This is a genomic window from Brevibacterium sp. AGC70, from assembly GCF_057334195.1.
Genome location: NZ_JBHFIH010000012.1, coordinates 10,432 through 23,944 on the forward strand (window position 1 = coordinate 10,432; position 13,513 = coordinate 23,944).

General features: G+C 63.9%; 12 protein-coding genes and 1 pseudogene. 4 read left to right on the forward strand and 9 right to left on the reverse strand.

The features are described from left to right. Positions 1–107: 107 nt before the first annotated feature. Positions 108–1,313 carry a methyltransferase domain-containing protein gene (locus ACE03M_RS08665; protein ID WP_485933575.1) on the reverse strand — a complete coding sequence of 402 codons (1,206 nt, stop codon included), beginning with the start codon at positions 1,311–1,313 and terminating at the stop codon, positions 108–110. A gap of 206 nt (positions 1,314–1,519) precedes the next feature. Between ACE03M_RS08665 and ACE03M_RS08670 the strand changes: the two genes are divergently transcribed. Then, positions 1,520–2,944, forward strand: a complete 1,425-nt coding sequence (locus ACE03M_RS08670; protein ID WP_485933576.1) for an amidohydrolase family protein — start codon at positions 1,520–1,522, stop codon at positions 2,942–2,944. Next, positions 2,920–3,666 (forward strand): sulfite exporter TauE/SafE family protein, encoded by a 747-nt coding sequence (locus tag ACE03M_RS08675; protein ID WP_485933577.1) that lies wholly within the window; start codon positions 2,920–2,922, stop codon positions 3,664–3,666. Before ACE03M_RS08670 ends, ACE03M_RS08675 begins: the two co-directional genes overlap by 25 nt. 58 nt (positions 3,667–3,724) lie before the next feature. Here the strand turns inward: ACE03M_RS08675 and ACE03M_RS08680 are convergent, their stop codons facing one another. After that, positions 3,725–4,327: a hypothetical protein gene (locus tag ACE03M_RS08680; protein ID WP_485933578.1), complete on the reverse strand. Its 603-nt coding sequence runs from the start codon at positions 4,325–4,327 to the stop codon at positions 3,725–3,727. 172 nt (positions 4,328–4,499) lie between these two features. On the opposite strand from ACE03M_RS08680, the gene ACE03M_RS08685 reads away from it, so the two are divergent. Then, the gene (locus ACE03M_RS08685; protein ID WP_485933579.1) at positions 4,500–5,516 is read left to right on the forward strand and encodes a LacI family DNA-binding transcriptional regulator; all 1,017 of its coding nucleotides are present in this window, start codon (positions 4,500–4,502) and stop codon (positions 5,514–5,516) included. 70 nt (positions 5,517–5,586) lie between these two features. Here ACE03M_RS08685 and ACE03M_RS08690 read toward each other — a convergent pair whose 3' ends face one another. The 5 genes from ACE03M_RS08690 to ACE03M_RS08710 form a co-directional block, all read right to left on the reverse strand. Continuing rightward, complete coding sequence (locus ACE03M_RS08690; protein WP_143923048.1) at positions 5,587–6,975, reverse strand: uracil-xanthine permease family protein; 1,389 nt, start codon at positions 6,973–6,975, stop codon at positions 5,587–5,589. Between the two features lie 144 nt (positions 6,976–7,119). Beyond that, entirely contained in the window at positions 7,120–7,662 is a 543-nt protein-coding gene (locus tag ACE03M_RS08695) for a hypothetical protein (protein WP_143923049.1), read from the reverse strand. A gap of 94 nt (positions 7,663–7,756) precedes the next feature. Next, positions 7,757–8,539, reverse strand: coding sequence for a class I SAM-dependent methyltransferase (locus ACE03M_RS08700; RefSeq protein ID WP_485933580.1), 783 nt, complete (start codon positions 8,537–8,539; stop codon positions 7,757–7,759). 235 nt (positions 8,540–8,774) lie between these two features. Then, entirely contained in the window at positions 8,775–9,134 is a 360-nt protein-coding gene (locus ACE03M_RS08705; RefSeq protein WP_143923051.1) for a DoxX family protein, read from the reverse strand. Between the two features lie 28 nt (positions 9,135–9,162). Continuing rightward, a complete protein-coding gene (locus ACE03M_RS08710; protein WP_485933582.1) occupies positions 9,163–9,813 on the reverse strand; it encodes a TetR/AcrR family transcriptional regulator in 651 nt (216 codons plus the stop codon). A 110-nt stretch (positions 9,814–9,923) separates the two neighbouring features. On the opposite strand from ACE03M_RS08710, the gene ACE03M_RS08715 reads away from it, so the two are divergent. Then, positions 9,924–11,186, forward strand: coding sequence for an Nramp family divalent metal transporter (locus tag ACE03M_RS08715; RefSeq protein WP_395949718.1), 1,263 nt, complete (start codon positions 9,924–9,926; stop codon positions 11,184–11,186). 50 nt (positions 11,187–11,236) lie between these two features. Here the strand turns inward: ACE03M_RS08715 and ACE03M_RS08720 are convergent, their stop codons facing one another. Next, positions 11,237–12,745: a lipase maturation factor family protein gene (locus tag ACE03M_RS08720; RefSeq protein ID WP_485933612.1), complete on the reverse strand. Its 1,509-nt coding sequence runs from the start codon at positions 12,743–12,745 to the stop codon at positions 11,237–11,239. A gap of 197 nt (positions 12,746–12,942) precedes the next feature. Beyond that, positions 12,943–13,513, reverse strand: a pseudogene (locus ACE03M_RS08725) (high-affinity choline transporter BetT); the annotation flags it as partial.

The following is a 13,513-nucleotide window of genomic DNA, read 5'->3' on the forward strand; positions in this document are numbered from 1 at the left end:
ATCCCGGTGCCTGGATCGACCAGGACTTACCAACCGTTGCTGGCCGCCAGCCGAGTGTGGGAAGTCGTTGACGCCAAATGCAGGTGCTCTGTGCGCGGACGTCGAGTTCACTGGCGTTCCAGCACCACCGCGACCTCGAGGTGCTTCGTCTGCGGGAACATGTCGAAGACCCGGGCCTGGGCGACCGCGTAGCTCGGCATCCGATCGAGGTCCTTGGCAAGGGTGAGCGGATTGCAGCTCGAGTAGACGATGTGTTCGACGCCGGAGGTTTCCAGGGCAGCCGACAGCCTGGCCCCGATCCCTCGCCGAGGTGGGTTGACGATCACGCAGTCCGGTCGTTCGCCGGTCGCCAGGTTCTCCTCGGCGAATTCAGTGGCATCACCGGCGATGAACTCGACCGTGGCACCTGACTGGGAGCCGAAGCCGAGTTCGGCAGCGCTGATCTTCGCGGATTCGATGGCCTGCTCACTCAGTTCGACACCGGTGACCGTGCGCGAAGCCTGCTCGACGCTCGCCCCCGCGCAGTACAGCGCGAACCCGCCCACGCCGCAGTACAGATCCCACAGTGAGGCCGGCGCAATCTCCTCGACCCAGTCGGCTACCTGGTTGTACAGCCCAATCGCCACGTCAGTGTTGGTCTGGAAGAAGGACTGCGGACGCAGGTGCAGGTCGACGCGGTCGAGGTTCATGCGCAGAGAACTACCAAGAAGCATCTCTTCCTGACTGCCCTCGAGCACGGCCTTGTGCTCCGGCAGCAGATTGACGGAGATGACCGTCGCCGTCGGGATCAGCGCAATGAGCCGGTCGTGCCTGGATCGCAGCACGTCGAGGCCGTGCCGGGAGCGGACGACGAATCTGATCATCAGGTCCCCCGAAGGGGCCGCGGTGATGTGTACGAACTTCAGCTCACCTCGGTGAGCTTGTACGTCATAAGGGGCGAGGCTCGAATCGTTGAGGAACTGGCCGATGATCGGGATGATCGCCCGGATCTGCGGGGCTTGGATTCCGCACTCGCGCAGGTCGACGCCGTGGAAGTCCTGATCCAGGATGCCCAAGGTGACTGCGCCGGCCGAACCGCCCACGGCAAGCTTCGCCCGGTTGCGGAAGTCGTGGTCGCCACCGACAGCAGCCGGAAGCCAGACTTCGGGGGGATGGTCTGCCAGAACCTGGCGGCACCAGGTCTCTTTGTCCGCCACCTGATCGCGGTGAGGCGTTTCGATGAAGGTGCAGGAGCGGCACAGCCCGTCGTTGAAATAGTGGCACTCCAGTTGCCCGCTTTCCGCCGAGGTGGGGGTGAGGGGCAAAGAGGTCATGGACCTATTTTACTGTCTCGGCCTGTGCCCCGCCCCGTGCCCCGCCCCAGGGACGCACACCGCGCTGACCACAGACTTTCGGGCCGTTGACGCACCCCAGCGCCGACCCGTAGACTAAAGTGGACCAAATCGATTTGGCCCTCTCGGGTGAGGACCCCCGCGCGATATCGTTGACCATAGGAAAATGCAGGGTCGAAGAAGCCCCTGTGACGACGAAGGATGACATGACCCAACTGCGCAATCTGCATCAGGCCCCGACACTGCTCATCCCCGAACAGGTCCTCCTTCCCGAAGGTCCGCAGTCCGACTATGGTGTCCTCGTCGCCCACGGTCGCATCGCGGCAGTCGGATCGCTCGAATCGGTTGCCGCTGAAGCCCCCGCCGATGTCTCCCGCATCGACCTGCCGGGGCGCCTCCTCATGCCGGGCTTCATCGACGCCCATCATCACCTCACGCAGTCCTTCGGCAAGTCACTCGTCTTCGGTGAACCCTCCGAGATCTTCCAACGCGTCTGGGTGCCGATGGAGGCGAACATGGACGCCGAGGCCATCGACGTCGCTGCCCGTCTGGCCGCGTGGGAATCACTGCGCGGCGGCTTCACCACGGTCGCCGATGCCGGCACCCGGGCCAGCGTCGATGTCTCAGCCATCTCTGATGTCACCGCCGAGCTCGGCCTGCGCTGCGTACTCGGCGTGATCTGCAACGACCTCGGCGGAGGTAGAAGAACCGCTGAGGTCGCCGAGGTGGTCGCCGCCGCCGAACGGCACCTGAACCGGTGGGACGCCGATACTCTGGTCCACCCCTCGCTGGCGGTCTCGATTCCTGAGGTCGCCTCGGACGAAGCCCTGATCGCGGTCACCCAGCTGGCACGCGAAGCAGGAGTCCCCTTCCAGACCCACCTCAACGAACATCTCGCCGCAGTCGAACGATCCCTCATCGCCGACGGGGAGCGTCCGCTGGAACGACTGGCCCGCCTCGGCGCCCTGGGTCCCGAACTTCTGGCTGCGCACGCCACCCTCCTGACTCCTCGCGAGATCCGACTCCTGTCCGACAGCGGAGGGGCCGTCGCCTACAATCCGGTGGCGAGTTCCTGGAAGGGCAACGCGGTCGCACCCGCTCTGCTTATGCACGAACTGGGAATGCGTGTGGGACTGGGCACCGACGGCACGCGCTCGGACGCCTTCCGTCTCCTGGATGCGGCTGAAACAGCACAGAGACTGACCGGTGGAACCACCGTCGGCGACTCCTCGAGCGGTGGAGGCTGGACCTGGCTCGAACAGGGACTGCGCGGGGGAGCCGACGCAGTTGGCCTGGCCGGACAAGTCGGAGAGATCGCCCCCGGAGCACTTGCAGACCTGCTCGTGATCGACCTCGAGGTTCCCGAATTCGTGCCGTCCTGGGATGTGCCCTGGGAGCTCGTGCGCATCGCCAACCGCGACCAGATCGAGGCCGTGATCGTCGACGGGAAGCTCCGGCTCGAGAAGGGGTGGCCCGTCGACTGGGACGGACGTGCCTTCCTTGAGCGTGCCCGCGAGGTCTCCCAGCGAGTCGTCGCCGATTCTCCGATCACCCGCATCGACCCGTCGGCGAGCGAACATCGCGCCGCGTGGATGAGCGAGCACCGCCGGTGACGGTCCTCGGCCTCTCAATCCTCGCCTTCAGCATCGTCGCGATCACCGTGCTGCTCTCAGCCTTCGTGCAGGGCTCGACCGGCATGGGCTTCGCAATGATCACGGCACCCGTCGTCAGCTTCATCGACCCGATCCTCATCCCCGTGATGCTGCTCGTTCTGATGATTCCGCTGAACTTCTACGTTGCGGCCAGGGAACGATCCGACATTCACTGGCACGGGGTGAGATGGATCAGCGTGGGCCGCTTCGCCGGCACGTTCTTCGGGCTGTGGATCCTCGTCATCGTCAACCTCCACCAACTCGCTCTGCTCATCGGCTGGTCAACGCTCGTGGCCGCCGTCATCGCACTGCTCGCCCCGAAGTTCACTCCGAACAAGTCCGTTCTGGCCATCGTCGGACTCATCACCGGCGTCACCGAGACCTCCACCGGCATCGGCGGACCCCCCTACGCACTGGCTTACCAGCACAGTCCCGGCCCGGAACTGCGCTCGACGGTGGCCGTGTGCTTCCTCGTCGGGGAAGTCATCTCTCTGATCGTCCTGGCCATCAGCGGTCAGGTCAGTGGGCCGACGATGCTGTTCACCGCGGCCATGCTTCCCTTCTTGGCCATCGGATCCTTCCTCAGCAGATACGTCCACCACCGCCTCGACGGTCCGGTCCTGCGTTACATCGTCCTCGGCTTCGCGATCATCTCCGGCGCCATCGTCATCATTCAGTCATGAGTCGCGAATCGTGAGTCGTCATCCGCGTGCGATTTCACAAACCTAACGTGATCCATCCTCACGACGCACCCTCGCCGAGGTGGTCCACCGCAGGTGCGCGACGACGAAGATGATAGGCGAACGCGAGGACGAGAACGATAGGGCCCCAGAATTGCAAGGGCGCGGTGCAGACGGCGGCGAGCGCATGCCACCAGCCGTTGATGAAAACGACGTTCTCCTGTACGCCGAAGGCGAGAGTCAATGTCTCCTGGTGGCTGACCGGAACGCCGGTGAGCAATGCAGTGAGCGCAAGACCGCCGACGAAGGCTGGCACGACAGCTGCCAGTGCCGGAACAGGTCGACCGCCGATGAGTGGAAGCCAGGTAGGCGCGACCTCACCCCAACGCCTGACCAGTCCGATGCACAGCAGAGCAGTCAGCTCGGTGCTGATGCTCAATCCGAAGACATAGGGGATGGACATCCACAGCGCGGGCATAGTGCCTTGGTTCTGCATTCCCATCTCGAAGTGAAAGGCGAATGGCAGTCGCCACAGACAGGGCGGCAGCAGAAGCCATGGCAGGGTGTAGGCCAGACGCAGGATCCAGCGCGGCACGGGCCGCTGAGTGTCGCTTTGTGAGGGAGGAAGATGCAGAAGCTTGCGGAGAATGCTTCGATTCGTCATGACCTCCACATTGCTCCGCCACACGCAGGCAGTGATCCCCCGAACGGGGGACGGGCCGAGGGCTCACAGGTGAAAACTCGAAACCCGATTGCGTCGAATCGGTTCCCGATCGGCAGACGCGAAGAGTCGGCGCTCACCTGTCCGAAGTCAGCTGATCCAGTAGTCTGACTTCATGGGAGATTCTTCACGTCCGAGTCGGGCCACGATCGCCGATGTGGCTCGTGAAGCCGGTGTCTCGCGCACGACCGTCTCCCATGCCCTCAACGGCTTGGGCAAGGTCAACTCGGCGACACGCGACAAGGTCAAAGAGGTTGCCGCCAGCCTGAACTATCGTCCCAGCGTCCGCGCCCAAGGTCTGCGGTCCGGCCGGTCTCAGGCGCTCGCCCTTCTGTCATCGATGCCCTCGGCCGTTTCCGCTGGACCGTCGCAGCTGGGGTTCTTCACCGAACTCGCGATGGGATGCGCACGTATCGCTCTGCTCAAGGGCTACGTCTTCGTCCTCGCTCCACCCGACGGCGATGCCAATCCCGTCGACCGGCTCGACATCGATGGTGCGATCCTCCTTGAGCCAGCTGCTGATGACCCCATCGCTGCGGCTCTGAGCGACCGCGGCATTCCGTTCGTGGTCATCGATGGTCCTGCAGGCGAACGCACTGTGGATCTGCATCATGAAGATACCGCGGAGCTCCTCGTCTCGCATCTCCTGGAGCGCGGAGCACAGCGCCCGGCGCTCGTCGTGGGTACGGATCGGCGCAGATCGCAGGCTGCCGCGCGGGAGGTCTATGAGGCTGCTGCCGCTCGTACCGGCTTCACCCCTCTGATCGCCGAGGCGGACGAAAGTGATGGTGAGGACGGTGGGTACCGTGCGTCGACCCGGCTGCTGGCTGAGCATCCGGAGGTCGACGGACTGATCGTTCCCATCGATGCATTCGCCACCGGTGCCGTGCGGGCAGGAGTCGAGGCGGGACGGACGGTCGGAGGCGATCTGCTCATCGCCACGCGGTACGACGGTCTGCGCGCCCGCACGAGCACACCGCCGCTGACCGCTGTCGACCTGGGACTCGACGAGATCTCGGGCGCCGCCGTTGAACGCCTCGTCGCTATTCTCGACGGTGGATCCGAGTCGGAAGCGTCAAGTGCGTCCGCACCGACCCTCGTTGTCAGAGAATCGACCTCCGGGCGTGCCTGATCGACTTCCCGGCCCGCCTGATCGTCTCGGCGGACGTGCCTGATCAGATCACCGAAGCCATACCGCCGCATCAGATCCGGTAGTCACCGGGGCGCTGATCCAGGTGGCTGGGATCGTCGATCGCCGTCCGAGACTTCGGGTGCCTGTTGCGCTTGCCGGTGTGGTGGAAGAGCAGATTGAGAAGCACTGAGACGAAAGCGGCCATCGCCACTCCGCTGCCCAGCAGCGAGGCGACGTTGGGTGAGAGCTGCGAGTACATGCCCGGAATGAGCACAGGGAGAAGCCCGGCGGCCAATCCGACGGTGGCGGTGATGAGGTTGCCGGTCTGGTTGAAGTCGACCTTTGCGAGCATCTGTATGCCCAGAACGGCGATGATCGCGAAGACCACGACTGCCGTTCCGCCGACGACTGCCGCCGGAATGCCGTTGAGGATCCTGGCGATGGGGCTGATGCCGATGATGATGAGGAGGACGCCGGCGATGGCCGTGACGAACCTGCTGCGCACACCCGAAGCACGCACAATGCCGACGTTCTCACCGCTGGTGACCATTGCAGGTGTGCCGAAGAGTCCACCGAAGATCGTGATGATGCCATCTGCGCGGATCAGGCGTGGAACGTCGCGACTGGCGTCGACCTTCTTCTCGACGACCTCGCCGTTGATGATCGTCTGTCCGGTCGCCTCGGCCATGGACGCCAATGCCCACAGCAGCATCGGGATCGCGGCGATGACATCGAACTTCGGGGTGCCGAAGGGAAAGAGCGTCGGGGCCGCCAGCAGCGGGCCGCCGGTCTGTGCGGCGAAGTCGGTCACGCCCATGAACGCGGCGACGATGGTGCCGCCGATGAGTCCGAGTGCGACCGAGAGCTTGCCGAGCATTCCGCGCAGGAACCGAAAGCACAGGACGGTGATGACGACCGTGATGAGGCCGAGCAGCAGGTTCTGCGGATCACCGAATGCCTTCGTGTCGGCCTCACCGACGATGAGTTTGCCGGTGACTTGGACGAGATTGACGCCGATGACGATGACCATGATCCCGATGACCAGCGGCGGGAAGAATTTGAGCAGTTTCACGAACAGTGTGACTGCCAGGATGTAGAAGACGCCGGTGAGGATGACTGCACCCACGGCAGTCTCGATGTCGGTGCCCTGACCGATCGTGATGAACAGGACCGTGGCTGCGCCGCCGGGGAGCATGACGAAGGGCAGTTTGACGCCGATCTTCCATACGCCGACGGATTGGAGTATCGACCCGAGGCCGGAGAAGATGAAGACCGCCGCCAATATCGCCGAGGTGGCGGCCTCGTTGAGGTCCAATGCGCCGGCGATGAGGAAGACCGAGGAGATCGGTGTGGCCACCATGACCAGGACGTGTTGGATGGCGAACGGGATGAGCCTGTGCATCGGTCGGAGCTGATCGACAGGATGAACGGTTTCGGCTGCTTCGGGTGCGGCGGTCATAGGACTCTCCTCGGAAACGCATCATGATCAAGCCCAGCGTCTTTGGTGGCCAAATCGATTTGTTTAATCGTCCCTGGAGACACGGATCGTGTCAAGAGTCAGTCTGAATACCGGACGAAGCCGAGTCTGAACTGCGCGAGAGCGTCAGGCGAAGGTGAAGCTGAGGACCAGGAACGCCCCGAAGGAGATGAGGGGGGCAAAGATGGCAATGGCGATTGCGACGATACCCTGAGTCCTGGAGCGGCCTGTCGCGGCTGAGACGATGCCCATGATGAGGCCGGTGACGCCGAGCGCGGCGCACAGGACCTGAAGGCCGGCGAGTGCGATTGCGAGGTTCTGGTACCAGCTTGGAGCGTCGGTGAAGTAGTACCCGAATTCGGCTTCCGACGGTCCGATGGTGGCACCGAGAACGATCGATCCGAGCAGGGACAGTCCTGCGGCGACGATTGTGAGGACCAGCGCGACCTTGCCCAGCTGCGGGCGGTTCGCACCTGCGGGCGATGCCCCGTCATGAACGGTCTCCGCGTTTGGTGAAGCGGGTGAACGACCAGAGCTGTGCTTATGACTGGCGCTGCGATGACTGGCCTCGTGCGCGTGACTTCCCAGTCCCAGCGCCGCGGTATAGGGCTGCTGAGCGGCCAACTCGTCATCGGTGGGCTGAGGGTACATGAAGTCCGGCGAGGTCATGTCTTCGACACTATCCACGCCGACCACTGCCCGCCCATGCGGCTTACCTGTGACCAAGGTCGGGAAAACCTGACCATCTGTCGAGGCAGATGCGTCAGCGTTCGGCGACGATGAGGAAGCGCTTCTGCGTGACCTCGATCGGAGAGCGGCGGGCCGCCAGTCGGTCGAGGGCGACGAGGTTGTCAGCCACAGTGAACCTCGGGACATCCCAGGGGGAATAGGCGAGGTATTCGATGACCGCTTCGACGTCGGCGAACTCCATCGTGCCGGTCCACTCGTCGGCGTCGGTGATGGTGAACCCCTGTTCTTCGAGTTCATTGAGGCGCGGTCCGAGTCGGTTCTGGGGAGTCTCCGGCCGGCCTCCGAACCAGAGCCTGAACTCGGAGGCTTCCGTGCCGTCGACCTGCTGCGTGAGGAAGCCTCCGTCGGGCTTCACGACTCGAGCGAGCTCGGCTGGATCGTAGCTCTCATGCCGGTTCATCACGAGATCGAAGAAATCGTCGGACCACGGCATGGGGTCGCCGGTCACGCTGTCGTACTCGCGGACCTCGATGCCGTATTCCGCCAGCGCCGAGGTGGCCACATCCAGATTCGGCTTCCACCCCTCGCTGGCATGGAGAATGGATTCGCGACCGAGGAAGCCGCCGACTGCACTGACGCGCCTGACGAGATCACGAAGGCGCTCGCCGCCCCCGGTTCCCATGTCGAGGCAGGCAGCGGACCTTGCCATCGCCTTGGCACAGGTCAGTTCAAAGTCCCAGGGCGGGTCGTCGGCTCTCAGGCGGGAGCCGAGTGCGGCGAAGTTCCACCCGGTCATCACTGCGGTCTCGTGGATCCACGACCAACGGGCGTATCGGTCCTCTGCAGATTCGGCCACGTTGCCAATCCCTCCGTCTTGGTGCCGACCTCTCGGCTCTGGCGCCTGCCGTTGGGCCACGGCGCCAAATGTTCGGCCGAAGCGCCTGTCACTGTGGAATTGCGTGCGAGAAATCGCCGGTGGTCGAACGCAACTCCACAATGAAATCTACCGCAAGGGGCCACACGCTTCCACAGGTGAAGGCAAGTTCTCAGTCGCGGGTGCCGAGGCGATTCTGCGGTGTTCTGGCAGTCACTCAGATGAGGAAGCAGAAGACGAGGATGAGGGCGTTGAGCACGAGCAGTCCCAGGCAGTTGACCCAGAAGTCGCGGCCGACATAACCGGCACGCAGATGGGCGGCGGCAGCAGTGAGGAAATAGACGATGAGGCCGACGATCGCAGCCAGGCCGACGCCCGGAATCCAGAAGCCGGCGACCAGCCCGGCTGCCGCGAGGAACTTCACCACCGCGAGCACCCACCACCAGTCGCGCGGGAGTCCGACTCCGTCGAGGCAGTCGGCGATGACCTTCGGCGGCCAGAATGTCAGGAAGCCGTCGACGAGGACGATGAGGGCCATCACCGCCACCGGCCACCAGGGATCGGGGAGTAATGTCATGTCGAACTCCTTATTTCGGGAGGCGGCGTCATACGGGTCGCCTCAGCTGGGTGTGGAACGCGATGCTGTCCGAGAGGGCATCGGTCGCCTCGTTGAGACTCATATCGCTGGCCGCCCACCGGAACAAGATGCCGAGGTAGGAGTCATAGAGGGCGACGGCACTGGCCCGGGCATATGCCTCGCTGATACCGATTGAGACCAGGCTCGAAGACAGTCTGTCCTGCAGGTCCGCCGCCAGGGTCTCGAACACCTGAGGCTTGCCGACCACGCGCATCAGTGCGGCCGCGTAGTCCCGGGACAGGTCCTCGTGAGCGGCGAAGAATTCGAGGAACGGCAGGAAGATCTCCACAAGGTGGTTCTGCACCGCCGAGGTGGCCGCCGGCCTGGCGCCGGTTCGCGCCGATTGCGTCGCCTCCGTGAGGGCACGTGCCCGAGCCGGGAGGGTGTAGGTCCCGGACTGGAGCTGGCCGATCCAACGGTCGTAGCAGCGAACGAGGAGCACGTCCTTGTCTCCGGCGGCCATCACCCTGCCCACGGACACCTCGGCGCGTTTGGCGATGCCCCTGACCGTCGTGGTCTTGTAGCCGAATTCGAGGAACAGATCGGCGGCGGCAGAGATGATCTTCTCCTCGGTCCTCAGCCGGCGACCTGTACGTGAGTGAACATGTTCAGTGGGCATAGTCGAATCGTAGGCCTTTCTGTGTTCAGTTACCAGGGGCAGTCGAATGCAGAAGCGCGGTCCTATGCGGAGATGTTGCTCGGAAGGGAAAGTTAATGTACCTTAACTTTATGAACGTCGATCCATCGAAAACCGGCAGCCCCGAAGTCTCCGTGATGCGCCCGAAGAAGGTCTCGACGTTCTTCCTCCTGGGGCCGGCTTTCGTCGCGGCGATCGCATACGTCGATCCCGGCAACGTCGCCGCTAACCTCAGTGCGGGCGCCCAATACGGATATCTGCTCGTGTGGGTCCTCGTCGCGGCCAACCTCATCGCCGTTCTCGTGCAGTACCTGTCGTCGAAGCTCGGTCTTGTCTCCGGGCAGTCGCTGCCCAGCCTCCTCGGAAACAGGCTCAGTCGCCGGTCACGACTGGCATATTGGGGGCAGGCGGAGATCGTGGCCATCGCCACCGACATCGCCGAGGTGATCGGTGGTGCCATCGCCCTGAAGATCCTCTTCGACCTGCCGCTGCTTCTGGGTGGAGTCATCGTCGGCGTCGTGTCCCTGTTTCTGCTCTCGATCCAGTCCACCCGTGGTCAGCGCCCCTTCGAAACGGTGATCATCACCCTGCTCGCAATCATCGCCATTGGCTTTTTAGCAGGGCTGTTCGTCGGCGATGTGAATTGGGGACAAGCGGCAGGTGGAATCATGCCCAGACTTGAGGGCACGAACTCGGTGGTCCTCGCCGCCAGCATGTTGGGTGCGACCGTGATGCCCCACGCGATCTACCTGCATTCGGCGCTGTCTGTCGACCGGCACGGCGGGGCGCCGCGTGCGTCGATTCCTCAGCTGCTCAGGGCCAGCCGGTGGGACGTCGTGCTCTCCCTCGTCATCGCAGGCTCGGTCAATATTGCCATGCTTCTGCTGGCCGCTGCCTCGCTGCGCGGTCAGGACGGGACCGACACGATCGAGGGTGCGCACGCGGTAGTGTCGGCCAACCTCGGCGAGGTTGTGGGCCTGTTCTTCGGCATCGGACTGCTCGCCTCCGGCCTGGCCTCGAGCGCTGTCGGGTCCTATGCGGGGGCCTCGATCATGCAGGGCCTGCTGCGAGTCAATGTCCCGATCGTGTGGCAGAGGGCGGTGACCATGATCCCGGCACTCGTCATCCTGGGAATCGGAGCAGACCCGACCTGGTCGCTCGTCCTCAGCCAAGTCGTGCTCAGCCTCGGCATCCCGTTTGCGATGATTCCCCTGGTCCGGCTCACGATGAATCGGACGGTGATGGGCAAGTACGCGAACTCACGGATCATCACGATCGTCGCCATCTTCGCGTCGGGGCTCATCATCGCCCTCAACGTCGTACTCATCGGGCTCCTGGCGCTGGGCATCGACTGAGATCGACCCGCACGCAGCTGAACTCGGGCAGACAGGCGAGCCCGTCGACTTCACCCGTCCCGCAGGTCCGTGGGTTCGACCATGGTGCGAGGATTCGACCGCACCCACCACGGCCGAGGTTGTCCTTTCTCCCGTGCCTGTCGTCGTTCCTCACTGGTGGCGTAGCGGTAGGTGAAGATCCGGACCCGGATGAGGGCCGGTGCCTGACCGTCGAAGGGGTCAGGGCCCAACTGGGTTCGGATCTGCGCGTCCCCGTCCCCGATGCGCTCAAGCAGTGCATAGAACCATGGCTGCCGGTAGTCACCAAGGGCCGCGAACCACATCAGCCAATCCAGGCGCAGGTGATAGGGCGCAACGAGCGGGGAGCGACGATGCACGTCGCCGGGTTTGCCCTTGAACACATAGGGCCGCCAGTCTCCCGAGTCCATCGTCGCATCGGGATCCAGGGTGCCTTCGATGATGATCTCGTCACGGATCTCGGTCATCGATCCGAAGGCGCCGTAGGCGTTGCCCAAGCCCCACCGATTGAAGCTGGCATTCATCTTCTGACGTGGCGAGAACAGGTTGCGCAGAGCAGGGATGTTGAGTACGCACTGCCAGATGACGAAGGCCGCGGTGAGGATCGCCCACCACAGTGGGAAAGCGCTGGAAGCATCAGCCACCTCGGCGCCGGAAGAATCGGGCCGGCCCCATCCGGGCCACGGGCCGCCGATGATCCAGCCCAGGAACGAGTCGCTGATTCCGGCGAAGGCGAGGAGGATTGTGGCCCAATTCAGCCAGGCATAGTTGCCGGTGATGACGAGCGCGAGCTGTGTGATGATGATGGCCGCGGCGGCGAAGGATGCGATGGGTTGGGGCAGGAACAGCAGCCACGGTGCGATGAGCTGGACGACGTGACTGCCCAGAGTCTCACCGCGATGCCACCATCCGGGCATCAGGTGGGCTCGGCGGCTGAAGGGGCCCGGCATCGGCTGAGTCTGATGGTGATAATCCATGGCGGTGAGATCCCGCCAGGAGCTGTCCCCGCGCATCTTGATCATGCCCGCCCCGAACTCGACGCGGACGACGAACCAGCGGAGGAAGACGATCATCAGCAGCGAGGGAGCCACCTCATGAGAGCCGAGGAAGCCGACCAGGAAACCGGCCTCGAGCAGGAGCGATTCCCAGCCGAAGCCGTAGAAGCGCTGACCGATGGCCGAGATCGAGAAGTAGAGCCACCACATCAGCCCGAACACCGGGATCGTGGCCCACGCGGGACCAGCCTGGGGAAGTCCGACGACGACGGTCATCGCCGCGATCATGCCGATGCCGCAGACAATGTGCAGCCGGCGGTCTGTGTAGGTGAAGCGCTTCCACCGGAACAGACTCGGTGCCTGAGCGGAGGTGGTGAGTGCAATGAAGCGAGGCGCTGGGGTCAGCCCGCGCTCACCGAGCAGGGCGGGGAACTGGTTCCAGGCGCTGAGGAAGGCGATGAAGAAGAGGAGGCCGAATCCGCGTTGGAGGACCTCGCGGGCGATCGTGTAGTCTTCGGCCGACAAGATTGACAGCACCGCGGTCATGTCCACAGCGACCACCTCCCGGTTCATGCGTTCGCAGGGCGCTCGACATCCCTGTCTCGACTATGGTGCCAAGGACGCGATCGTGCAATACCCCGATGAATGCGCCGAGGCCGCCCCCGGTGTCGGGGACAGCCTCGGTTCACGTTCGGCTCGGTTCTTCAGCTGGCTGGTTCAGCGGGCCCGCATGGTCTGCCGCATCAGCGACGTTCGCCGGCAGGCTCCGGATCACCTTCCTCGAGCTGCTCGACTTCCTCGGTCGAGGTAGGCATCGCCGGAATCGAATCCGTGGCCGGGGGAGTCGGAGGCGTGACGACCGATTGGTACGAGTGCTCATGCGAGTAGGCGAGGAACGACAGGTGGTTCTCGTAGCGATCGAGGACGTCGTCGATGATCTGCTGACCACTCAGACCCATGAGGTCATAGCCCTCGGAGCCGGTCTGGGTGAAGACCTCGATCCGGTAGTACACGTCATCGCCGCGCGGGGCATTGCGTGCACCGAACGAGGGAACATTGTGTTCGACAGCGGCGACCTGGTAGTGGAAGTTGCGCTGCTCGTCCATGTCGACGATGAGCGTCGACTCCGTGATTCCCGACTCCGCCCCGGTCTCCTGCGTCAGCTCGACCGTGTATTCGAGTTCGCGGAACTCGGCGGCCACAGCTTCCAGTGCGGGTTCGACCACCTCGTTGACGAACCTGTCGACAGACTTCTTCGATGGGTAGGAGCGCAGAGTCGCCAGGCGCTGACGCCAGGTCTTCTCCGGGGTGGGG